Here is a 21,904-nt window from a genome sequence, read left to right on the forward strand (position 1 = left end):
ACGACGCGATTCGGACGGGAATCAGAGCGACGCGAGACGGGCGATGTAGATGAGGCTGAGAACGTGGTCGCTCGTGTCGAGCGAAGCGGGACCAGCGGACCCGAACCGGTCCGTCTCCGAGAACCCGTACATGTACGAGCGAAGGGACTCGTAGGCCGATTCGCTCAGCCAGTCGATGTCCACGTAGTAGGAGAGCGCGTTGCCGGTGTTCTCGAATCCGGCCTTTTCGATGAGGAAATCGAGCCATTCGAAGACCACGACCTCCGCACCGTAGCGGGTCGGCAGTCCCGTCAAGTAGGGTTTTTCCGGAAGCGAACCGGTCGCCAGCAGTTTGGTTTGCAACTTCACCAGTTCCTCGCGCTGACCGATACGGAGGAGTTCCTCGGCCGTCCGCTCGTCGTCGTCCGCGTCGAGGTCGAGGGGTGGTTCGTCCTCGTCAGCCATCCTGCGGAGTTCGCGCAGGTCGTACTCGGCTGGCTTGATACTCATTCTGATACTTAGAAGAAGAGTATTTCAACCCACTTAAATCTTGGTACGAGGCGGTTCGGAAAAACGGAGTTCAGAAAAGCGTCACGTCGAGTTATTCGTCGTCGTTTCCGCCGCGGCGCTTTCGCGCGACGAGCACGACGCCGAGGAGACTGGCGAGGAGACCGAGTTTTCGGGTGAGGTTCCCGCTTCCGGCGGGTTCGGAACTGAAATCGTCCGCGCTGATTTCGTCGTCCTCGTCGTCCGTCCCGGAGCGGCGCTTGGCCACGAACAGGGCGGCACCGACGACGAAGAGGAGACCGAGGAGCGGTTTCAGCACCGACGACAGCGACGGGCAGGACGATTCCGATTTCGTGCTGGCGGTCGCGGGTGCAGAGTCCCTGTCGGGGTACACTCGTTCCTCGACGAGCGCCGGCTTTTCGATGTTGATTTTGAGGAGTGACATCACCGTTCTATTCGTCACGGAACAAGGTTATAGCTTCTGTCTCCCGCCGACTTTCGATAGCAGTTCGAGACGGAGGAATCAACGCGAAGAAGCATAAAAAACCCGTCAGACTTACGGTGGTCAACGAATACCGAAGGGTATGTCGATGCCGATCCGCGTGTTGCTGGTCGACGACGAACCGGACCTCGCGGAGATAGCGGCCCAGTTCGTACGACGGGAAGGAGACGCCTTGGAGACGCACGCGGAGACGAATCCGGTGGACGCACTCGACCGGTTGGAAGCCGAAGAGTTCGATTGCGTCGTCAGCGACTACGACATGCCGACGATGAACGGCCTCGAACTGCTCGCTGCCGTTCGTGAATCGTTTCCCGGACTGCCGTTCATCCTCTTCACCGGCAAGGGAAGCGAGGAAATCGCCAGCGAGGCCATCTCCGCGGGCGTCACCGACTACCTCCAGAAAGAAACCGGCGTGGACCAGTACACCGTTCTCGCGCACGTCGTCGAAAACGCGGTGGAGAAACACCGCGCCGAGCGCGCGCTCCGCGAGAGCGAACGGCGGTTCGAAGCCGTGTTCGACGACCCCTTTTCCTTCATCGGCCTGCTCGAAACCGATGGGACGGTCATCACGATCAACCGAACCGCGCTCGACGCGATTCACGAGGACGCGGCGGCAGTCGAGGGAGAGCTATTCTGGGAGACACCGTGGTGGACGATTTCGGACGAAGAACGGGAGGAGCTACGCCGACGAATCGCCGCCGCGGCCGACGGCGAATTCGTCCGGTTTCGCGCGGAAAACCTGACCGACGAACTGGGACCGGTCGTCCTCGACGTCATCGTCCGCCCCGTCCGCGGCGAGTCCGGCACCGTCGAAACGCTCATCGCCGAGGGACGAAGCGTCGAAAATCACGACGGATGGTCGGAAGCCCTACGGTGAGGAAAACGACCCGCGGACCGCCTCGGTGAACGTGTGTCGAACGCCGGGGCTGACGGCGAAGAGGATGCCGACGTAGACGACGCCGCCGAGTGAGACGAGCGAGAGGAGGTCGGTCCACGACGCCACGGGGACGGACGCGTGAGCGACGGAGACGACGACGAACATGACGAGACTCGCGCCGACTTGCGCGGCCATCGGACGCGAAACCGGTTCGACGCCGACGAGTTCACCCCGGAGGAATCGAAGCGCGCCGAGATACACGGCCGACTCGGCGACGATGGTCGCGGCGACGACCCCGACCGGACCGAACCGGAGCGTCAGGAAGACGCCGAGAAGGAGGTTGATGCCGACGGCGAGCGCCGAGAGCCGCATCGCCACGTCCGGCCTGTCGAACCCGTTGACCGCCTGCAAGAGCGGGCCGCTCTGTGCGCGGACGACGCGATACGCGGCGAGACCGACCAGTAGGACGGCGGCGTTTCTGTACGCCGGTCCGTACACCGTCACGACGAGGGCGTTCGAGAGCGCGAACGAGCCGAAGAGAATGGGAAACGCGAGGATTCCCGCGTAGGCCAGCGTGTTCGAGATGTCGTGGGCGGCACCGCCGACCCGCTCGTTTCTGGCGCTGACCGTCGTCATCAGCCCCCGTCCAGCCATGTCGGCGACGAACACGGCCGGGAGGGTGAACTTCCACGCGACCTCGTACCACCCGACGGCCGACGTGCCGTCCACGAGCAGGAAGCCGAGCAGGAGCACGTCGAGGCGGTCGTAGGTCGTTCCCGACAGTGTTGACGGGATGCTGTACCGAGCGTAGTCGGCGAGGCTCCGAACGAACGCGCGGGACGGAATCGCGGGGCGGGCCGCGACGAGGACGACCGCGAGGGGAAGCACCAGCGCGGAGGCGAGCGCCAACCCGTACACCATTCCGGCCGCCCCGACGACGGTCGCCGTGCTGAGGAGGGCCACGAACCCGATTTGGAGCGGGAGGGTGAACACCGACCTGAGCGTATCGACCCACGTCGCGGCGCTGATTCGACCCCTGCCTTGGACGAGGCTGTCTATCGTCTCGTACACCGATTCGGTGGCGAGCAGACAGACGAGCAACAGCGGGGCCAGCGCGAGGCCCGTGTAGTCACGAAGGACGTCACCCGCGAGGAAGACGACCGTACCCGCGATGACGACCCATCCGGCGTCGAACAGGAGTTGCGCGCCGAACGCGGGGGACGGAGCGCGTCGGATTCGGCGACGCGTTTTTTCGCCGCGAGCGACCAGCCGTTCATCGGTCGGTCGGCGAACTTCACCAGCGCGAAGAGGAGGTAGACGCCGCCGAACGCGCTCGGCCCGAGCCACCGCGCGAAGACGATGGTCCCGACGAAGCCGATGAGCGCCATCGAGAACTGGGCGACAGTCCCGCCGAGCGTCTCCTTGCTGAGGCTGGTTCCCGCCGCCTCGCTCATGCGTAGCCGAGGTCGCGGAGTTGCTCCTCGACGGCGGGCGAGAGGGCCGCGTCGTTCGACACCACCCGTCGATTCAGTTCGTTCACGAGCGTTTCCACTCGCTCCCGCGGCTTTTCCGTTTCGCCGGACTGGCGGAACCCGTCGGGCGTCTCCCACCCGTAGTAGCCCGGCGCGACCAGCGCGTGTAGTTCCGTGTCCAGCGGTTCAACGTCGAACCCGTCGCGGGAGAGCGCGGCGCGATGACGGTCCGTCAGACCGTGGTACTCGACCAGCCACTCGGTTCGGTCCGCGTCGTCGGGGTCAACGAGCAGGTTCCGCCCCCGCGAGTCCCCGTCGAGGTCGGCGATGTCGAGCACCGTCCGATGCACGTCGAGCAGGCTGACCGGTTCCTCGCGGCGGGTGGATGTCGTCTCGGTTTCGTCCGTACTCCAGATACAGAGCGGCACCTTCGTCACCTCGGGATACAGGCCACAGAGGTGCTCCCACGCGCCGTACTCGCCGAGGGCTTCGCCGTGGTCCGCGAGCGTGATGACGTAGTCGAACTCCTCGCGGAGTTCGGCGAAGATGGCGCGATAGCGGTCGGCGAGGTATCGAACGCCGTCGTCGTACGCCCGCCGAATCCTGTCGGGGTCCGCGTCGGGCGACGAAAGCGTCGCCCGAAGGCCGTCGAGTTCCGGGGGGTCCACGGTTCGGAACTCCTCGGGCGGGGCGTAGGGCGTGTGGGCCTCCATCAGGTTGACGAACAGGAACTCGTCGTCGCCGAAGTCGGTCTCGCGGACGAACTGGAGCGCCTCCGTCGCGCCGTCGTCGCGGGTCGTCCGACCCATCCCCAAGTCGCGGAGTTTGAGGAACGCGCCGCGCTTGAGCGACGGCACGGTGTCGCAGTCGCCCAGTAGAATGTCGCGCAACGCGACGGCGTAGCGCTCCGGCCCCATGTCGCGCGTCTCGGCGATGAACCCGTCCCAGTCGAAGACGTCCTCTGAGAGGGCGTCGAGTCGCCAACTCCCCTCGAACCGGTCGAATCCCCGGTGGAAGTCGAACGGGCGCGAGATGTTGACGTTGGCGCTGAACGCGCGGGTGGTGTAGCCGCCCCCGTGGAACGATTCGGGAAGCACCGGTTCGGGGCAGTCGAGCAACTGTGCACCGGCGTAGACCCCCAACTCGCTCGGATACTTCCCCGCGAACAGGGAGGCGTGTGCCGGGACCGTCCAGTGGGAGGTCGAATAGGCGTTCTCGAAGCGCGTTCCCGGAAGCCAGTCGAAGTGCGCGTCGAAGGCGTCCTTCCGTAGCGTGTCGAGGACGACGAGCGCGACGTTCATCGGTATCCCAGCGCGGACAGGCGCTCTTCGACTGACGCGTCCGCACCGTCGGAAGCGTCCGTTTCGCGCAACGTCTCCGCCGTTTTCATCCAGCGTTCGGGTTCGTAACTCCCCGTGTCGGTACCGCTGGTGACGACCCACGGGACGTCGCGGAGGGCGCTTATCGGCGTGCTGTCGGGGTGCCCGTAGACGTACCACTCGCCGAATCCGTTGCCGTGGTCGGCCGTGATGACGACGCGCTCGGCGCCGAGGTTGTCGAGCAGCACCCGTACCTCCGAGAGGACGTAGTGGAGATTCTCGCGGTAGGAACGCCACACCTGCTCTGTGGAGAGGTCCCCGCGGCGCAAGCGCTCCCAGACGCCGACGCGCTCGCCGAACTCGTCCCGACTCATCGCGTCGCCCGGAAGCGGAGCGGGAATCGACGGGAAGTGCGGTTGCATGTAGTGAACGACGAGTTTCGTCGAGTCGTCCGCCCGCCAGTCGATGTCCCGCCCCGCGAGGATGGCCCGGTCGGTGACGGCGCGGGCGGGAACCGTCCCGAGTTCGTCGTCCCACCCGTCGCGCCACACCTCCTCCAGTCGGCCGAAGTTCCCGGCGTCGAGGTGTTCCGCGGAGTTCGGATTCGCGGTGACGTGGACCGTATCCGAACAGTCCCGCTTCCCGAAGTTCTCGCGCATCCACTCGTCCGAGCGGGTGCCAGCGGATTCGAAGCGCCAGACGCGCTCGACGAAGGGAACCTCGGGCGCGACCTCGCACATGCAGTCGAACCGACAGCCGTCGAGGACGACGAGCGCGTCCCACGGATGGTCGTAGACGGACTCGCCGAACTCCCGACGTTCCCCGACGCGTCGGAGAAACCCCTTGTACAGTTCGTACGCCGACTTGTCCACGCCGCGCCAGCCGTCCTTCCGAACCCGCTCCCGACTCTCCTCGACCCAATCGCCGAACGTCATCGGACCCCTCCCACGTCTCGAACCCTATCGACCGCGTTCCAGAACCCCCGTCGCCACAGCCAGTCGTTGACCCTGCCGAGCCTCGTCTCGGGGACGATTCGCTCCTCGTAGCGAGTCGGGTACTCGCGTTTCAGACGGGCCTCGATGTCGGAATCGATATTGGCGCGAGGGCGGTCGGGGTGCGACATCACCATCGTGGGGTCGTACCGACACGTCCCGTAGGATTCCATCCGCCACCCGAACTCGGTGTCGTCGCGCCAACCCGCGTACTCGCTCCGGAACCCGCCCGCGTCGAGCGCCACCTCACGGTCGAAGGCGAGGTTACACCCCACGTACAGTCCCGTTCCGTCGTAGGTCCGTCCGCCGCTGACGCTCCCTTCGACGCAGACCGTTTCGCCGTCGAGGGCATTCTCGATTACGGCGACCCAATCGGGCGGAGGGAGACAGTCGTCGTCGGTGAGCGCCACGACGTCCGCGCTCGCCGCCTCGATTCCTGCGTTTCGCGCCTCGCAGATGTCGAGGGACGCGTCCTCGACGACCAGCACCTCGAACTCGGTGGCGGTCTGGTTCCGCAAGGCGGCGACGACTCCCGCGTGGTCGTTCGATGGAACCGTCGGAATGACGACCGACACCCGCGGCTCATCGGATGCGTATGGGTTTCGTATCATCGGCATCGACTGCGGCGCGCTTTTCGGCCGCTTCCGCGTGCGTTCTGTTGACCAGTTCGAGCAACGACTCGGCGAATGTGGACCGGTCGTATCGACGCGCGAATCGCTGGATTTCCTCGGCGTCGAAGTCGTCGGGGTCGAACCGTTCGACTGCTTCGCGGAGCGACCCGATCGTCGGGTCGAAGCGAATCCCCGTCCGGCCTTCCACGACTTGGTGGCGAGTGTACCCCTCGTTCACGCCGATGAGGGGTTTGCCCGCCGTCAGCGCCTCCGCCCCGACCAGTCCGAAATCCTCGTTCTTGGGCGCGTAGACGACGGCATTGGCGCGCGAGACGAGATCCTCCACGTTCGGGACGTATCCCCGCAGTTCGACGTTTTCGAGGCCGCGCGCCTTCCGTTCGAGTCGCTCCCGTTCCTCCCCGTCGCCGACGACGAGGAGACGTTCCTCCAACCCGGCGAACGCGTCGACGATGAGGTCGATGCGTTTCTCCGGCGCGAGACGGGACCACGTGACGAAGTAGCCGTCGTCGCCCTCGTTTCTCCAGTCGCCGGTGACGGGCGGGTAGACGACGGCCGCCTCCCGGTCGTAGTACCGCTGGATTCGGTCGCGGACGAGTTCGCTGTTGGCGACGAACCGGTCGACGTACTCGTTGCCCTCCTTGTCGAGCGTCCGCCACGCCTTCGCGTAGCCCTTCAGCGCGAATCCGACGCCGGGATAGTCGAACTCCGAGAGCCGTTCGCGGAAGAGGTCGTACAACCACCGCGGCGGACTGTGCGGGTAGTGGAGAACCGTCTGTTCGACCGGCGGCACGTAGGACTTCGAAAGCGGTGCGCTTTCGAGGAGCACGTCGTACGTCGCCAGTTCGTCGTGCGCGTCGGTCAAATCGACCGCCACCGACAGCGTTTCCAGCGGGTTCATCCCCTCGTTCTTCCATTCGAGCAGTCGCCCCGAGAGACCCCGGGTGTACTTTTCTTGCCGTATCGGAACGATGGTCACGTCGTCCGGGACGCTGACATCGCCCGCCACGTACATCGTGTAAATCGGCGCATCGAGTACCCGAGCGGCCTCGATGGCGAACCGTTCGCCGCCCCCCATGGCGGGAAACCTGTCGTGTAAAATCGCAACGTCGCGTGATTCCTGTCTCATTGGCCCACCCCTGAGCGTGACGATGCTACAGCGCGTTAGCTGATAAATTGTGTGCTATTCTTGAAAATGTGGCATGGGTGTAACGATCCGGAACGAGTCAGGCGTCGGCATCCGATTCGAACGCCGGGTGCGAGTCGCGTATTTCCGCTATCAGTTCGCGGACTTCCTCGCTCGCCTCCTCGTCGGGGACGACCGGTTCCATCCCGTCGAACACCTCGTGGACCATCGCAACGCCGTCCGAGAGTGTGTCCAAGCCGTAGCCGCCTTCCAAGACGAATCCGAGCGCCGCTCCCGCCTCGTCCGCCAGTTCTCGAACGCGGGCGGTGAGCATGCCGTAGCCCTCCGTCGAGACGCGCATCCGGGAGATGGGGTCGTGGCGGTGGGCGTCGAATCCGGCGCTCACCAACACGAGGTCGGGGTCGAAGTCGAGAAGCGACGGCGTGACGAGGTCGTCGAACGCCGAGCGGTATTCAGGGTCACCCGACCCCGCGGGGAGCGGAACGTTGAGCGTCGTTCCCTCCCCGTCACCCTCGCCCGACTCGTCTATTTCTCCCGTGCCGGGATACAGTCCGTCCTCGTGAATCGAGACGTAGAACACGTCGTCGTCGCCGTAAAAGATGTCCTGCGTCCCGTTGCCGTGGTGAACGTCCCAGTCGAGTATCGCGACCCGTTCTGCCTCCCCCTCGTCGATGACCGACCGGGCCGCGACCGCGGCATTATTGAAGAAACAAAATCCCATCGCGTCGTCTTCCACCGCGTGGTGTCCCGGCGGGCGGCCCAGCGCGAACGGCGTCGAGCGGCCGTCTTCCCCCGAGAGCGCCGCCTTGGCGGCCCACTCCGCCAGCCCCGCGCTTTCGAGCGCGGCGTCCCACGTCGCCGCCACGGCAACGGTGTCCGGGTCCCAGTTTCCGCCGCCGTCCTCACAGAACTCGCGGAACTCCGTTACGTACCCCGCGTCGTGGACCGCGGTCACTTCGGCCTCGGTTGCGGGAGGTGACTCGACGTATTCGACGCCGTGCTTTCGCGTGAGGGCCTGTCGAATCGCACGCAACCGGTCCGGGTTTTCCGGATGTCGCTTCCCGGTGTCGTGAGCTAAACAGACCTCGCTGTAGCCGAAGTTCATTCGAACAGCCTGAAGTAGGTCTCGATGTCCTCGGCCTTAACCGTTCGCCGGTCCGCGTGATGGGCGAGGATCGCCGCCGCGGCCGCGACGTTGTTGGCGTAATCCTCGAGGATGTCGGCAAGCGCCACGCGCGCGTCCATCGAAACCCGATAATCGTCGTCGATGTCGAGCCGCGCGATTCGATCAACAGGCGCGACCGGAAGGACGAGTTCGTCCTTATCGATAACCTGCTGGACGCCGAAATCCTCCGCCATCAGCGTCTTCCGTCCGTCCTTCGTCGCCCGTTTTGCCGCGTCCACGGCCAACTCCGCTCCGTGAATTTGTATCCGGTGGGCGAGTTCTTCGGCGGCGTCCGCGCTGACGCGGAGGTCACCTGCTTTCCGTCGGATTATCGTATCGACCGGCGCAAACGGAAGCTCAACGCTCATAATCCAACAGCGGAAGTCAGTCGCCCTTAATCTTTCCCTACCGTCGTTCGCGGCAAATTCGACGGGAAACTGCCAGCACGAATAAAAAGAAAGACGATGAACTGCCGAACACGATGAGCGACCCACACGAACGCGACCGAACGATGGCAAAGGAAAAAGAAGAATCCGACGAGGCAGACGGGAAAGAGGAGGCCGAACAGGCCCGTGAGGAGGAACTCGAAGACGAAACCGACGTGGAACAGAACCAAGCCCGCGAAGACGCGGCGACCGACGAACAGAACAAGGACAATCACCGCGACGAAGAGCCGTTCCAGAGTTAAGATTCGACGCGAAACGAAGGCGACGCGGCGTTAGAAAACGTCCTCGGCGTCAATTTTCCCGCCGCGACGTTCGCCGCGCGCGGTCACTTCTTGTCCGAGGTGAACGTCCGCGTTCGTCTCGACGCTCACCGTTTCTTCGCCGTCGTCCAGCACGACGGGATTACCCGCCTGAACGACCGTCCCGGTGAACTCCACGTATTCGCCGTCGGCCGTCGTGGTTGTAGTCATCGTCTCCGTCGTGGCCCCGGAGTCAGTCGCTCGTTCGGCGTCGTCTCCGCCACTGTCGCCGCTTCCACCGCTTCCGTCGCTACCGTTCCCGAACGCGTCGAGGCCGGTCTCCGACTGGGCCGTCTCGTCCGCATCGTCCGACCCGGCGTCCGTCGGCGAATCGCTATCGAGGACGGAGATAGTGGACTGCCACCCCGCGGAGGCTTCGATGTCGTCCGCCCAGCCGTCCTTTATCGAAACGTCGGCGAAGGCCGCTTTGTCGCCCGGCGCGAGTTCGCGGTCGGCCTTCTCGCCCCACAGCGCGACGCGGATGTCGCCGGTTTCGTCCTGCACGCGGACGTTTTTCACCTGTCCTTCCGACCCGTCGTCGCGGTCGAAGGTGCGCTTCGGGTCCGTCGAGCGAATCACGCCAACGATGTCGGCCGTGTCGCCGATTTCGAGGTCCGCAATCGACGTGCTCTCGGGAACGTATTCGATGTCGGCGTCGATCTCCTCGACGGCACCGCGGTTGCCGACGTGCAGTTCGAGGTTGCCGTCGCGCTCGCGGACGTACCCATCGACGATTTCGACGGCGATGTCCGGGTCGAGTTCCTCGGCCGCGTCCGCGCGCTCGTCCCAGAGCGTGATTCGGATTCGCCCCGTCTCGTCGCCCACCGTGAGGTTGGCGACCCTGCCTTCCGACCCGTCGTCGCGGTCGAAGGTTCGAACGGTTCCCGTATCGAGGAGTTTGCCCTGCAGGTTCACGTCCGAGAGGCCGAGCGAGAGGTCGGACACCGAATAGGAGTCCTGTACCTGCACATCGACCTCCGTGTCCTCGTCGGGTTCGACTTGATCGACGTTGACCTCGGTCCCGCTGTAGCCGTCCGTCGGACGGCCTTTGATGCGAAGTACCTGGCCAGTTTCGAGCTGCTCGTCGGCGGCCTGTGCCTGTTCGTCCCAGAGCGAGATGCGAATCGACCCCGTTTCGTCCGCGACGTCGACGTTCAGGACGTGGCCGTCCTCCGCGTCGTCCCCGTCGCGTTCGAAGGTCCGAACGTCGCCGATGCTCGTCACCTTGGCAACGAACTTCACTTCCTCGATGCCGGGTTCGATGTCGGCGACCCCGTTTACTTCGCTCTCGTCTAGTTCGTGGGCGATGAGCATTGCGGCGGTTTCCTCGTCCGCAAGGCCGCCCATCTGTTCGACTTTTTCCTCGACGGCGTCCCGGAACTCGTCCAGAGAGATGTCGGCGTCGAGGTCCCCGTGTACCTCGTCTATAACGCCCATAATCGTACTCGGTTGCAGGGTTGGCCGTCGCTTAAGCGTTGTCTTTGTGTCGGCAATCGGACGGAGTACGTCGATTCCGATGCGATTCGACTCATGCAGAAGAGTGGTCCCCCCTTCACCCATAAACCTACGTTCCGTCTCTCGATGACGCTTTCGTCGAAATCAGCTTCCCGCGCTTTCGGTGGTGCTCCCGCGGTCAGCGTCCGCGACGACCTTCGATTCCCCCATGCTCTTGTGGGTGACTTTCACCGACTCCGGGAGCGACCCTTCGAACGTGAACGTCGCGCGGTACTTGATTTCGGTGAGACACTCCGAACAGCCGACGCTCCCGTCTTTCTTCTTCGTTCCCATCGTCACCGTGAACGCACCCGATTTCGAATCGGACTTCGCGCTCTCGATTGTGGGACGCGCACAGGAGTCGCTCCCCGTCATCGACCCCGTGACGGCGACTTGCTTTTTCGAGTCCTCGAACGCCACCGAGGCCTCGTTGCCGGGTTGTCCGCACTCCACGCTGATGACCTTCAGCGAGCGATTCTTCGCGGTCTCGTCCGTGCCGCTCGTCGGGGTCGTCCCCGTCTCCGTGGTTTCGGTGCCCGTCGTTGTCCCGTCCGTCGTGGTGGTTTGGGACGTCGTGGTCGTCGTCGTCTCGGTTCCAGAACCGTCGGGTTCCGAGTTGCCCGGACTCCCGCCGCCGTCGCTGAGACAGCCAGCGAGCAGTCCGACGGTCGTCGCTGCACCGGCGCGTTTCAGGATGGCTCGTCGTTGCATACCAATAGCTACTGGACCCATTCTAAAAACACTCCCGTAGACGAAAATAGCGATTTGAGTTACTCCCACGGCGTCGCCACCGCACCCGGTTCGTGGGGTTGCGTCTCACCCTCACACCGCCGCCACATCGCAAGCGCTATTAAGCCGACCGCGAAATGAATGAATGAGTCCTGGTAGGGTAGTGGACTATCCTCTTGGCTTGCGGAGCCAGGGACCGGAGTTCAAATCTCCGTCAGGACGTTTTCGAAGCACTACAACGACGAGCGGAGCGAGGAGTCTGCGCTTCGAAAACTCCCAGGAGATTTGAGCAGGGAAATCGCATGCCCGGGAGCGCAACGAAGTGAGCACCCCGGAACGGTTTCACGAGTTCAAATCTCCGTCAGGTCGCGAATGTCATTCGCGACCTGACTACCTACGTTCGCGTGTAACTCCGTCAGAGCGAAGCTCTGACCTGCCTCACGCTCGCGTCCGCTCGCGTGGGACTCCGTCAGGACGTTTTCAGAGCGTAACGCGATGAGTAAAGCGAGTCGATGGCGCGAATAGAACAGCTAGCACCACCAAATATTCAGATTATTCACTGGGCAGACGCGAGCATGTAGGTACAAGAGAAGAATTATACCGACAATTAGTACAACGGCAGTTTTTAGGAGTTCTTTATTCATGGAAACAAATCAGAATAATCCGCCGCCTAACCCAAAACCACCACTTTCTGATTTTTTGATATGATTCTGGAATTCCCGCTCAGCATCCTTGAAGTCCCGGACTTCAATAGTTTGAGTCATTACGTCCATCCGTAGGTCATTCATCATTCCTTGTGGCTCATAGTCATCTGTGATGACCCTCGCTTGGAGATTGCCACGTTCTCGAATTTCGTAGACTCCGTTCTGTTGTTTTTCAAGCGTCCATTTCCCATCTCTTCGAACTACTGCCATTCTGATATCTCCTACTTCCAGATTGTTTCTTGACCTGATACTTAAGTTTTGACCTGCTGATAGCGCCTCTATCTGCTTTTCGATGACAGTTTGGACAAAGGACAATCAGATTTTCCGAATGGTTTTGCCCACCTTCAGCCCGAGGTTTGATGTGATGAATATCTGGGGAATCCACTCGTTCGTCACACCATTCACATCTTCGATTAGCTCGTTCGAAGTATAGCTCATTTTTTAGAGTTGTAGTTGGTGGCGGGACTTTTTCGACGTTAGTTTGGGCGCTTTTATTTAATACCCGATTGTTTTGGGAGGTTCCATTAAATAACCAAGCCACTGCTGCATGAACATCCGACTCCTGGAAAATTTTCCTAAAACCGAATATCACGTAAAGAAGACCGAGTAGTGAACCTCCCAAAATAATCCACCAGATATATGCCGTACTTCCTCCAAATGGCTGGTTCCAAACTACATATCCCCCGAAAACGAGACTTGCAACGAGGATTGCACTGGGGACAACTTCCTGCTCATTAGTTTGACTTCTCTCTCCAGTCATAATTCACATCATACATCACACATCATAAATGTTTTTCAGATGAAGATGGTGAGCTTCAGATTACTACGGTACAGTAACTTTCACTTCGTCGTGCGCAGTAGAACCTTCTCGTTGCTGAAATCGGTCACTTTCCCATCTTCAATCGTCACGTCGTACACCTCTTCGGCTTCCGGCCCGCGGACGAGTTTGTCCAGTTCCTCGCGCGCGTCCTCTCCGGGATCGGTTCGTTCGACCCAAGACTCGTAATCAAGGGATTTTCGCATGGTCGTGAGTTCGTCAACCGACAATCCGACCTCGCCGATGCGGTCGCGCCACTGCGCGGCGGAGTAGGCTTCGCCGTGGGTCGAATCGCGGAGCCGTTCGAACCGATTGTAGAACGCGGCCAACGCGTCGTCCTCGGGGACGATGTTGTCCTCGAAGGCGAGGACGCCGCCGGGCGTGAGGACGCGGGCGACTTCGGCCACGAACAACTCAGGATTCGGGAAGTGGTGCGCGGCGATTCGGCAGGTCACGGCGTCGAAGGTCTCGTCGGGGAAGGGAAGCCGCTCCGCGTCGGCGACCGCACCAGAGACGGGAAAGGCGTCGGTGGCCGTTTCGACCATCGCGGGCGTGGCGTCGGCGGCGACCACGATGGGGACGGTTTCGGCGAGCGCACCCGCCGTGTGTCCGGCACCGCAGGCGATGTCGAGCGCGCACGCGGCGTCATCACACCACGACGCGAGCAGTTCGAGATCCGCACCGGTTCGGTGAACGTCACTGTCGAGATAGGTGTCCGCGACGCTCCCGAACGAATCCGTCGTCGCCCGCTTCCGTTCGATATCGTCCATGCAGAGCGTAGGTCGAACGACACGAAGGCCGTTGCCGTTCGCGCAGTTTTCACCGAGCACGTGTCTGCCATGGTGTATCAAGCCAAATATACCGCGAACCGTGACACTTTTGAACCCGGCATGAATATTTACTCGTGTATGAGTAAAATTGAGAACTACCGACTGTTCGTTCGTGACTTGAAGAAGTGGGCCGTGAAGAAAGCCGAGAAGTAGCCGCTTTCAGACGGTTCGAAACTACTGACGGTGGCTCAGTCAGGTCGATGCATCATCCGTTTTCGAGCCATTTTACGAGCGTGACCGGTGTCGGAGGAGTTTTTCGTCGGCGGCGAGCAAGAAGTCGTATGGACGCATCCCTCCGTGCCGGGGTCGCCATCTACAACGCTGGCGAGTTCCACGCCGCCCACGACGCGTGGGAGGACCACTGGTTGGACCTCGAACGGGATACCGACGACGAACGGTTCCTCCACGGACTGATCCAGTTCACGGCGGTCGTACACCACACAGCCGATGCGAACTGGACGGGAATCCGTGGCCTCGTCGAGAGCGCGGCCGAGTATCTCGCCGGACTCCCGGACGAGTACCGGGGAGTGAACGTCGAAACGGTTCGGTCCTACCTCCGAGGCGTTCGGGACGACCCCGAGCACGTCGAGCGAACCGCACCGCCGCAACTGACCAGCGACGGGGCCGTTCTCCGCCCCGAGGACCTCGGATTCGACGCGTCCGCGGTGGCCGCCCTGGTCCTCGCCGAGGAGTTCGGCTACGACGAACCGACGTTCGAGCGAGCGGTCGAATTCGCACGGGCGGATTTGGACGCCGGGGACGAGGGAAGCCGGTTCATCACGTTCCTCATGGATTTCGTCCGGCAACCGGAAAACAGGGCGCTGATAGCACAGCGTCTGGGTCAGCACGTCGAAAAGCGGGAGTTCCGGGAGACGGACGTGAGCGACCTGTTCGAGTGACCTCACGAGCAGGTCCGGCACCCGTGAACCGAATCACCGTTGGATACGTTGTTGACGTTGGGAATGATTTATGTCCGTGACACCCGCTAGAGCCAGATGATGAGCGAGGTTTCCGCGAGCGTCGGGCGCTACCTCAGTACGATTCACCTCGTCAGCAAGAGCACGGGGCGTCCGGCCAAAACCGGGGAGTTGGCGAACGCCTTGGACGTGAGCGCAGCCAGCGTCACCGAGATGCTCACGACGCTCGAAGCGCGCGACCTTGCGACCTACGAGAAGTACAAGGGGGCGACGCTCACGAACGAGGGCGAGGAGACCGCACGGGAAGTGATGTGGAAGCGATGTCTCGCGGAGAACTTCCTGATTGACGACCTCGAAATCGACGACCCGGACGAGGCGCGCGAGATGGGAAACGCCCTCTCGGACGAGGTTGCGAGTCGCATCCGCGAGCACATCAATCACCCCTGCAACGGCGAGTGCAGCGCGCCCCAGACCGAATACAACGAATGTTGTGACGACGTGCGCGACACCGAAGCGAACTAGGCGAAGCGAACGATTTCTTCGAAGCCGTCGAGCGAGAGCGTGTCCCCGGAGGTGATCCCTCGCGCGGCGGAGCGGCCGAACGCGTCGGTAACGAACTGGCGAGCGACCAGTCCCTTCCGCCTGTTCCCCGCCGCGAGTTCGCCGTCCGCCTCCGACAGCAACAGCGCGGCGGTGTACACGTCGAAGACGTACTCGGCCAGTTCCTTCGCGTGGAGTTGTGCGTACTCCTCTTCTTCCGTCGCAAGCGTCACGAGGGCATCCTGTAGCCCGTCGAGTTCGTCGCGGGTGGTCGCCACCAGGTCGGCGAGGTCGTCGTGTTCGATACCGTCCAGTCGGTCACGGGTCAGTGCTAGCGCGGGGTCGTGTGCGTCCTCGCGCGCAAGCGCGCGAAGCACGTCGAGCGAGAGGATGTTCGAGGTCCCCTCCCAGATGGGAAGCACCTGCGCGTCGCGCAGGAGGCGGTTCGTGACGAAATCGTTCACGTAGCCGTTGCCGCCGTGAATCTCCATCGCGTACGACGCGACGTTGACCGCCATCCGCCCCGTTCTCGACTTCGCAATGGGGACGAGCAGGCGCATCAGCGCGAACGCGTCCTCGTCGCCGCGGTGGTAGCGGTCGAACGCCCGCCCGGCGTCGAACGTGAACGCGGTCGCCGCCTCGTGAGCGACGGCCATCTCCACCAAATCGCGGCGCATGAGCGGATACCGGTCGATGGTGCTGCCGAACGCCTCGCGGTTCGCGGCTCGAACTTTGCTCTCCAACAGCGCCCGCCCGATGAGACCGCACGACGCGAAGGCGTTGGCGATGCGTTCGAGGTTGAGCATCTCGGACATGTATCGAAAGCCGGATTCGAGTTCGCCGACGAGATGCGCCTCCGCCCCGCGGAACTCGACCTCACCGGTCGGAACGCTTACCGTCCCCAGTTTGTCCTTCAGCCGACGGACGAACGCGCCGTCGCGCTCGCCGTTGGACGTCGTTCCCGGAACCAGAAAGAGCGAAAGCCCCTCGGTTCCGTCGGGCGCGTCCGGCGTCCGCGCGAGCGTGAGGATGGCCCCCGAATCGACGTTCGAGCAGAACCACTTCTCGCCGGTCAATTCCCAGCCGTCGTCGGTGCGTTCGGCGACGGTTTCGGTCGCGCCGACGTCGCTCCCGCCCTGTCGCTCCGTGAGGAACATCGCGCCCTGAATCAGGTCGTCGTACTCGCGGGCGGTGAGTCGGTCGAAGAACTCCGAGAGGGACCCGTCGGAACCGTGGTCGAACCGCTCCAGCACCAACGCGACGCCCGCGGTCATGGCGACGGGGCACGTCAACCCCACGTCCGCGTACGCGAGGAGATAATCCATCGTCAGGTGGTGGAGCATGGACGCCGGGTCGTCGCGGTCCGGCGGTGCCCGAAACGAGTTGGCGACGATGCCCGCGCCGTACACGAGTTTCTCGTTTTCCAACTGGGCCGGATGGTACTCGATATCGTTTACGAGCCGCCCGTGTCGGTCGTACCGGCGGAGTTCCGGGCCGTGTTCGTCGATGGTATCCGAATTCGGGGCGACGGTCGTTCCGACGATGGCACCGAACTCGTCGAACCGCTCCTCGGCCCAGCCTCGGTCTCCGGGATAGGTTCGCTCGACTTCGTGTTGCAAAACGGGGTCGTACTGCCAGTAGTTCATCCCGCAGCCGCGGTCGAACCGCCCGTAGTCGATACTCATACTGGCCGACACATCGCGGCCGAACTAATTAAACGATGTCCCGGTACACCCGTCCGAAAGCGATGCGCTGGAGGGTCGCAATCGCCGCGTCCTCCTTTTGCTGGTAGGTCGCCGCGACGACCGCCTCCGCCGACGGCGCGACGTGCCACGCGACGTTATCGACGTTTTCGCTCCCCTCGACGTGCACCTCGAATCCGTCGGGAACGTCGGCCTCGAACTCGTCGCGTGTGCCGGTTTTGATTTCGAGCAGCGAGGCGAACAGGGCGTCCCGCGCCGTCGCAATCACGTCGCCGGTCACGCGTTTGCCGTACTCCTCGCGGTCGAAGTCCATCGCTTTGGCCGTCTCCTTGACGACGGTCTGTGCGACCGGCCCGACGTCTTCGTACTGTTCGTGCGCAGCCCCCTCCGTCTCCGGGGCGAAGATTCCGTGCGTCTCCATGGCGGGTACTTTTCGGGGAAGAAACTATTCGTTTTCGTCCTTCGATTCGTCGTCCGCCTTGGCGTCGTTCCGGTCCGCCTCCGCGTCGTTGCCCTCGCCGAGCATCTGTTCGGTCATCTGCCGCGCCTCGGCCATAACCCGCTGGGCGTCAGCGCCCATGGTCGCGTCCCGACCGTAGCCACCGGCCTGTTGGAGTTCGTCCTCCAGTCCGCCGTGGTCGTGAACCGTGTCCTCGAACACCTGCGGGTACTCCTCCTCCTCCGCGTACTCCGTGATTCGCGGCGCGAGTTCGTCGGGTCCCTCCTCGTTCCATCCGGGCGCGTGTTCGTCCAGCCACGACTCGTGGTCCGCGTCGCCGAGAATGGCCGCGAAGGCGAGATGGTTGGCGAGATGTTCCCCATCGGACTGTGGCGTTTCGCACACCGGACACGCATATCCCATGCACGAGGGTATGGCGTCCGCACTGAAAAACGGTTCAGTCGGCGACGGTCAGTCGAGTTCGACGATCATCACGAGCGCGTCCTCGCCGTCCCCGTAGTACCGCGGTATCGTCCGCAAGTAGCGGAAACCAAAGTCACGATACAGCGAAATCGCGGGCTCGTTGCTCGCCCGGACCTCCAGTTTGACGCTGTGCGTCCCCCGCGCTCGAAGGCCCGAAAGCGCCTGTTTCAGAAGCTCCCGCCCGATTCCCTCACCGCGACGCGAGGGGTGAACCGCGATGTCCTTGACGTGCCCGAGCGCCCGACCGTGATTCGGAATCATGTCGGCGACGATGTAGCCGACTATCTTCGCTCCGTCCGTGGCGACGAGAAACGTGGGTTCGTCGATATACCGTTCGAACGCCGCGAACGGCCACGGCTGGCTAAACGAGGCCTTCTCGATGCGGAAGATGGCGAGCAAATCGGTATCCTCCGCGGAACGAATCGAAATCGACCCGTTCTCGGTCGCGGTGGTAGTCACGAGCGACCATTCGACGCGGAGGACTAAAGCCTTGACCACCACCTTTTTCTGCGGTCGGGAGCCAGCGATCGGGGCGAGTCGCCCCGACCGCTGGCAGTCTTCTTCACGGCTTCGCCGTTCGCGGAAGAAAATCTCGTGCGACAGGAGGAGGCCTCGGCCTATCGCTCCCTCCGGTCGCTTACTTGAATCCAGCGACCGGAGGGAGCGATAGGCCGGTGCCACAGCCACAGAACGCCAGTAACATACCGGAAAATCGGAAATTTTTCGGGCCGACGAGCGACCGAAGGGAGCGAGGAGTGCTTTTGGTCCAGCTTTTACAGGGAATGCGAGGGAGCTCCGCTCCCTCGTTCCTCCACGGCGAAGCCGTGAAGAAGCCAGCAAGAGCGATGGCGACAGCCATCGCTCTTGCTTGTGACCGTCGTAAAAGGTGGGTGCTGAAAGGTCGTTAGTCGTCCGCGGAGGCCGCGGTGTCGCCGCCCTCTGCCTGCTTCTTCGTGTGGGACAACTTGCCACCGTCGGCGAGAATCTGGCGCTCGCGTTCGGAGGCGTCGAGGGTCGCGGTGAGTTCCCAGTCGTCGTTCACGCGGACCGTGAACTCTTCCTGACCGGAGCGGACCGCTTCCGCAACGTCGTCGACGATTTCGATGTCGTCGCCCTGTTCGAATTTCTCGTAGTCCTCCTCACTGATTTCGAGGGGGAGCAGACCGAAGTTGAACAGGTTGGCCTTGTGGATGCGGGCGAAGCTCTGTGCGAGGACGCCTTCCACACCGAGGTACATCGGGCACAGGGCCGCGTGTTCGCGCGAGCTACCCTGACCGTAGTTCTCGCCGGCGACGAGGAAGCCGCCGTCGGCGTCGAGTGCGCGCTGTGCGAACGAGTCGTCGACGCGCGAGAGCGTGAACTCGGAGAGTTTCGGGATGTTCGACCGGTACATCAGGATGTCCTGCGTGGCGGGGATGATGTGGTCGGTCGTGATGTTGTCCTGCATCTTGAGCAGGGCCGGGCCTTCGAGGTCGGATTCGAGTTCGTCCTTCAGCGGGACGTCACCGATGTTCGGGCCTTTGATGAGTTCGTCGTCGACCGCTTCGTCGGGGGAGATGAGGTCGGGGTCGTCGGCGGTGGTGCCGTAGTCGTCGCCCATCTCGAACTCGGGCGCTTCGAGGTCGCCGAGTTCGTCGGCGAGGTCGCGCGGGTCGATGATTTCGCCTTTGATGGCCGCCGCCGTGGCGACTTCGGGCGAGCAGAGGTACACCGCGTCGTCCTCGATACCGGAGCGACCCTCGAAGTTGCGGTTGAAGGTACGGAGCGAGACGGAATCGGATGCCGGAACGTGACCGATACCGATACACGCACCACAGGTCGCCTCGGAGAAGTTGACGCCTGCCGCCATCAGTTCCGCGACCCAACCCTCACGGGCGAGCATCTCGGAGGCCTGCTTGGACGCCGGAGCGACGATGAGGTCCGTCTTCCGGTTGACCGTGCGGCCTTCGAGCATCTTCGCGGCGGGGAGGATGTCCTCGTAGCCACCGTTCGTACAGGAACCGATCATGACCTGGTCGACCGACTGTCCGGCGACTTCGCGGACCGGAACGACCTTGTCGGGCATGGACGGCTGTGCGATGAGCGGTTCGAGGTCGGAGAGGTCGATGACGATTTCGTCGTCGTACTCCGCGTCGTCGTCGGGCTGGAGGTCGACGTACTCGTCCTCGCGGCCGAGGCGCGAGAGCCACTCCTCGGTGTTCTCGTCCGTCGGGAAGATGGACGTCGTTGCGCCGAGTTCCGTTCCCATGTTCGTGATGGTCGTTCGCTCGGGGACCGAGAGCGTCTCGACACCGGGACCGGTGTACTCGAAGATTTTGCCGACGCCGCCCTTCACGGAGAAGCGACGGAGCATCTCAAGGATGACGTCCTTCGCGGTCGCCCACTCGGGGAGTTCGCCTTCGAGACGGACGTTGACGATTTCGGGCATCTCGATGTAGTACGAGCCGCCACCCATGGCGACTGCGACGTCGAGACCGCCGGAACCGATTGCGAGTTCACCCAGACCGCCGGGGGTCGGGGTGTGGGAGTCGGACCCGAGCATCGTCTTGCCGGGTGCCGCGAAGTTCTCCTTGTGGACGTTGTGACAGATACCGTTGCCGGGACGGGAGTAGTGTGCACCGAACGTGCCCGCCGCCGAGCGGAGGAAACGGTGGTCGTCCGTGTTCTTGAAGTCGAACTGGTAGGTCTGGTGGTCACAGTACTGCGCGGCGATCTCGGTCTGGACCTCGTCCATGTCGAGCGCCTCGAACTGGAGCCACACGAGGGTCCCAGTCGTGTCCTGTGTGAGAACCTGGTCGATCTCGATTCCGATTTCCTCACCGGTTTCGAGTTCGCCCTCGACGAGGTGGTCGTCGAGAATCTTTTCCGTCAGTGTTTGTCCCATATCGGACGAATATCGACCCTCCGAAGGTATAAATCCCGCGTGTTTACGTTTTCATCGTTCGTGGTAAATTCGGCCCTCGTCCGGCAATCATTGCGAAAATCGGGGCGAGAAAGTCACAATGTTTTGCGAGGAGTAGTCAAACCGAACGGCGGCGATTTCGACTTCGGTCACGGTCGGCGTTCCGTCGTCGGCACGACTCCACGAGAGGGACGGAACGACGTCGTCCGCTTCGGACCCGTTTTGCAGTTCGAGCGAGCGAACTCGATGCGGCGGACGGCGCGACCGTCGGGTCGTTCGAACGGCGCGAGTAGGCGAAGAAACGCGCAGGCGAACGAGTCAACGGGTGAGAGAGCGAGTGTGAGAGTCACGCACACCAGTCGGGAACGGTAACGGCTTTACTATCTCGGACACGCCGTCCGTCTATGTTCGAGAGCGGAACGTTCGTCGCGGAGCACGTCTCGGAGGTCAGACGGCAACAGGTACAGCCGAACGGCGTCGATTTGACGCTGGAAACGGTGTACGAACAGCGGGACTCGGGCCGAATCGGGCGCAACGGCAAGGAGATCGGCGACCGACAGCAGGTCGAATCCGAGCAGATAACCGAGAAATCCCCGGAGAACTACTACCTGCCGCAAGGAGGATACATCGTCCAGTATGCGGAGACAATCGAAATCCCGGACGGACACGTCGGCTTCGTCTACCCCCGCTCGTCGCTCATGCGGAACTCCTGTATGCTCAACACTGCGGTCTGGGACGCGGGCTACGAGGGCAAAGGTGAAGGGTTGTTGCAGGTCCACCACGACATCGAACTCGAACGCGGCGCACGTATCGCACAACTCGTCCTCGCCGAGGCGGACCACGACGGCACCTACGACGGCGACTATCAGGGCGAGAATCTGGACTAAACGGGGCAGAGAGCGATGCGAGAATGGTGAATCGCAAACACTAGGCAAACCGATACGGCTATTTCTATCGGGTTTCGATTGCGTTGTGAGCGAACGTGGTAGAGAAGGACGTACTGAAGCGATGT

Annotated in this window: 26 protein-coding genes and 1 tRNA gene; 6 read left to right on the forward strand and 21 right to left on the reverse strand. The window is 62.8% G+C overall.

All coding sequences use genetic code 11. From position 1 onward, the window contains the following. Positions 1-21 precede the first annotated feature (21 nt). The gene (locus tag BG842_RS23645; protein ID WP_026177828.1) at positions 22-489 is read right to left on the reverse strand and encodes a FlaD/FlaE family flagellar protein; all 468 of its coding nucleotides are present in this window, start codon (positions 487-489) and stop codon (positions 22-24) included. Between the two features lie 91 nt (positions 490-580). Continuing rightward, positions 581-931, reverse strand: a complete 351-nt coding sequence (locus BG842_RS23650) for a hypothetical protein (protein ID WP_069452713.1) — start codon at positions 929-931, stop codon at positions 581-583. Positions 932-1,070: 139 nt separating this feature from the next. Between BG842_RS23650 and BG842_RS23655 the strand changes: the two genes are divergently transcribed. Continuing rightward, positions 1,071-1,865, forward strand: a complete 795-nt coding sequence (locus BG842_RS23655; RefSeq protein WP_069452714.1) for a response regulator — start codon at positions 1,071-1,073, stop codon at positions 1,863-1,865. On the opposite strand, the gene BG842_RS23660 is transcribed toward BG842_RS23655, so the two are convergent. The 8 genes from BG842_RS23660 to BG842_RS32685 form a co-directional block, all read right to left on the reverse strand. After that, positions 1,857-2,966, reverse strand: coding sequence for a polysaccharide biosynthesis C-terminal domain-containing protein (locus BG842_RS23660; protein ID WP_254663431.1), 1,110 nt, complete (start codon positions 2,964-2,966; stop codon positions 1,857-1,859). The genes BG842_RS23655 and BG842_RS23660 overlap by 9 nt on opposite strands. After that, complete coding sequence (locus BG842_RS32220) at positions 2,921-3,319, reverse strand: hypothetical protein (protein WP_254663432.1); 399 nt, start codon at positions 3,317-3,319, stop codon at positions 2,921-2,923. The genes BG842_RS23660 and BG842_RS32220 overlap by 46 nt, the downstream gene beginning before the upstream one ends. After that, positions 3,316-4,638 carry a sulfatase-like hydrolase/transferase gene (locus BG842_RS23665; RefSeq protein WP_069452715.1) on the reverse strand — a complete coding sequence of 441 codons (1,323 nt, stop codon included), beginning with the start codon at positions 4,636-4,638 and terminating at the stop codon, positions 3,316-3,318. Before BG842_RS23665 ends, BG842_RS32220 begins: the two co-directional genes overlap by 4 nt. Then, the gene (locus BG842_RS23670; RefSeq protein ID WP_069452716.1) at positions 4,635-5,591 is read right to left on the reverse strand and encodes a hypothetical protein; all 957 of its coding nucleotides are present in this window, start codon (positions 5,589-5,591) and stop codon (positions 4,635-4,637) included. The genes BG842_RS23665 and BG842_RS23670 overlap by 4 nt, the downstream gene beginning before the upstream one ends. After that, positions 5,588-6,259, reverse strand: a complete 672-nt coding sequence (locus BG842_RS23675) for a glycosyltransferase family 2 protein (protein WP_254663433.1) — start codon at positions 6,257-6,259, stop codon at positions 5,588-5,590. The genes BG842_RS23670 and BG842_RS23675 overlap by 4 nt, the downstream gene beginning before the upstream one ends. Beyond that, positions 6,231-7,406: a glycosyltransferase gene (locus BG842_RS23680; RefSeq protein WP_254663434.1), complete on the reverse strand. Its 1,176-nt coding sequence runs from the start codon at positions 7,404-7,406 to the stop codon at positions 6,231-6,233. The genes BG842_RS23675 and BG842_RS23680 overlap by 29 nt, the downstream gene beginning before the upstream one ends. Positions 7,407-7,503: 97 nt before the next feature. Beyond that, a complete protein-coding gene (locus tag BG842_RS23685) occupies positions 7,504-8,529 on the reverse strand; it encodes a histone deacetylase (RefSeq protein WP_069452719.1) in 1,026 nt (341 codons plus the stop codon). Continuing rightward, positions 8,526-8,957 carry a histone gene (locus BG842_RS32685; protein WP_069452720.1) on the reverse strand — a complete coding sequence of 144 codons (432 nt, stop codon included), beginning with the start codon at positions 8,955-8,957 and terminating at the stop codon, positions 8,526-8,528. The genes BG842_RS23685 and BG842_RS32685 overlap by 4 nt, the downstream gene beginning before the upstream one ends. A gap of 113 nt (positions 8,958-9,070) precedes the next feature. Here BG842_RS32685 and BG842_RS23695 point away from each other — a divergent pair, with 113 nt between their 5' ends. Then, the gene (locus BG842_RS23695; protein WP_069452721.1) at positions 9,071-9,277 is read left to right on the forward strand and encodes a hypothetical protein; all 207 of its coding nucleotides are present in this window, start codon (positions 9,071-9,073) and stop codon (positions 9,275-9,277) included. A gap of 30 nt (positions 9,278-9,307) precedes the next feature. Here the strand turns inward: BG842_RS23695 and BG842_RS23700 are convergent, their stop codons facing one another. Both BG842_RS23700 and BG842_RS23705 read right to left on the reverse strand, forming a co-directional pair. Next, entirely contained in the window at positions 9,308-10,771 is a 1,464-nt protein-coding gene (locus BG842_RS23700) for a single-stranded DNA binding protein (protein ID WP_069452722.1), read from the reverse strand. A gap of 162 nt (positions 10,772-10,933) precedes the next feature. Continuing rightward, entirely contained in the window at positions 10,934-11,539 is a 606-nt protein-coding gene (locus BG842_RS23705) for a hypothetical protein (protein ID WP_069452723.1), read from the reverse strand. A gap of 167 nt (positions 11,540-11,706) precedes the next feature. Between BG842_RS23705 and BG842_RS23710 the strand changes: the two genes are divergently transcribed. Beyond that, positions 11,707-11,779: transfer RNA gene (locus tag BG842_RS23710), tRNA-Arg, on the forward strand. Positions 11,780-12,210: 431 nt separating this feature from the next. Here the strand turns inward: BG842_RS23710 and BG842_RS29360 are convergent. The 3 genes from BG842_RS29360 to BG842_RS23720 form a co-directional block, all read right to left on the reverse strand. After that, on the reverse strand, positions 12,211-12,471 hold the full coding sequence (locus tag BG842_RS29360; RefSeq protein WP_139136251.1) for a hypothetical protein: 261 nt from the start codon (positions 12,469-12,471) through the stop codon (positions 12,211-12,213). Further along, entirely contained in the window at positions 12,434-13,021 is a 588-nt protein-coding gene (locus tag BG842_RS28355) for an HNH endonuclease (RefSeq protein ID WP_083252731.1), read from the reverse strand. Before BG842_RS28355 ends, BG842_RS29360 begins: the two co-directional genes overlap by 38 nt. Before the next feature lie 80 nt (positions 13,022-13,101). Then, positions 13,102-13,848 (reverse strand): class I SAM-dependent methyltransferase, encoded by a 747-nt coding sequence (locus BG842_RS23720; RefSeq protein WP_069452725.1) that lies wholly within the window; start codon positions 13,846-13,848, stop codon positions 13,102-13,104. 341 nt (positions 13,849-14,189) lie between these two features. Here BG842_RS23720 and BG842_RS23725 point away from each other — a divergent pair, with 341 nt between their 5' ends. Together BG842_RS23725 and BG842_RS23730 are read left to right on the forward strand one after the other, a co-directional pair. After that, positions 14,190-14,807: a DUF309 domain-containing protein gene (locus tag BG842_RS23725; RefSeq protein WP_069452726.1), complete on the forward strand. Its 618-nt coding sequence runs from the start codon at positions 14,190-14,192 to the stop codon at positions 14,805-14,807. A gap of 99 nt (positions 14,808-14,906) precedes the next feature. Further along, positions 14,907-15,347, forward strand: coding sequence for a metal-dependent transcriptional regulator (locus tag BG842_RS23730; RefSeq protein WP_254663435.1), 441 nt, complete (start codon positions 14,907-14,909; stop codon positions 15,345-15,347). Here BG842_RS23730 and BG842_RS23735 read toward each other — a convergent pair. The 6 genes from BG842_RS23735 to BG842_RS23760 all read right to left on the reverse strand — a co-directional run bounded on the left by BG842_RS23735 (position 15,344) and on the right by BG842_RS23760 (position 21,242). Further along, positions 15,344-17,050: an acyl-CoA dehydrogenase family protein gene (locus BG842_RS23735; RefSeq protein WP_069452728.1), complete on the reverse strand. Its 1,707-nt coding sequence runs from the start codon at positions 17,048-17,050 to the stop codon at positions 15,344-15,346. The two genes, BG842_RS23730 and BG842_RS23735, sit on opposite strands and share 4 nt — an antisense overlap. Before the next feature lie 28 nt (positions 17,051-17,078). After that, positions 17,079-17,489 carry a DUF5809 family protein gene (locus BG842_RS23740; protein WP_069452729.1) on the reverse strand — a complete coding sequence of 137 codons (411 nt, stop codon included), beginning with the start codon at positions 17,487-17,489 and terminating at the stop codon, positions 17,079-17,081. A gap of 24 nt (positions 17,490-17,513) precedes the next feature. After that, a complete protein-coding gene (locus tag BG842_RS23745; protein WP_069452730.1) occupies positions 17,514-17,930 on the reverse strand; it encodes a DUF5810 domain-containing protein in 417 nt (138 codons plus the stop codon). Positions 17,931-17,978: 48 nt separating this feature from the next. After that, entirely contained in the window at positions 17,979-18,491 is a 513-nt protein-coding gene (rimI, locus tag BG842_RS23750; protein ID WP_007980050.1) for a ribosomal protein S18-alanine N-acetyltransferase, read from the reverse strand. Positions 18,492-18,894: 403 nt separating this feature from the next. After that, the gene (locus BG842_RS23755; RefSeq protein WP_069452731.1) at positions 18,895-20,874 is read right to left on the reverse strand and encodes an aconitate hydratase; all 1,980 of its coding nucleotides are present in this window, start codon (positions 20,872-20,874) and stop codon (positions 18,895-18,897) included. A gap of 167 nt (positions 20,875-21,041) precedes the next feature. Continuing rightward, the gene (locus BG842_RS23760) at positions 21,042-21,242 is read right to left on the reverse strand and encodes a hypothetical protein (protein WP_069450308.1); all 201 of its coding nucleotides are present in this window, start codon (positions 21,240-21,242) and stop codon (positions 21,042-21,044) included. Positions 21,243-21,296: 54 nt separating this feature from the next. Between BG842_RS23760 and BG842_RS23765 the strand changes: the two genes are divergently transcribed. Continuing rightward, the gene (locus BG842_RS23765) at positions 21,297-21,779 is read left to right on the forward strand and encodes a deoxyuridine 5'-triphosphate nucleotidohydrolase (RefSeq protein ID WP_007980054.1); all 483 of its coding nucleotides are present in this window, start codon (positions 21,297-21,299) and stop codon (positions 21,777-21,779) included. Positions 21,780-21,904 lie beyond the last annotated feature (125 nt).

This window comes from Haladaptatus sp. W1, from assembly GCF_001723155.1.
GTDB lineage: Archaea > Halobacteriota > Halobacteria > Halobacteriales > Haladaptataceae > Haladaptatus > Haladaptatus paucihalophilus.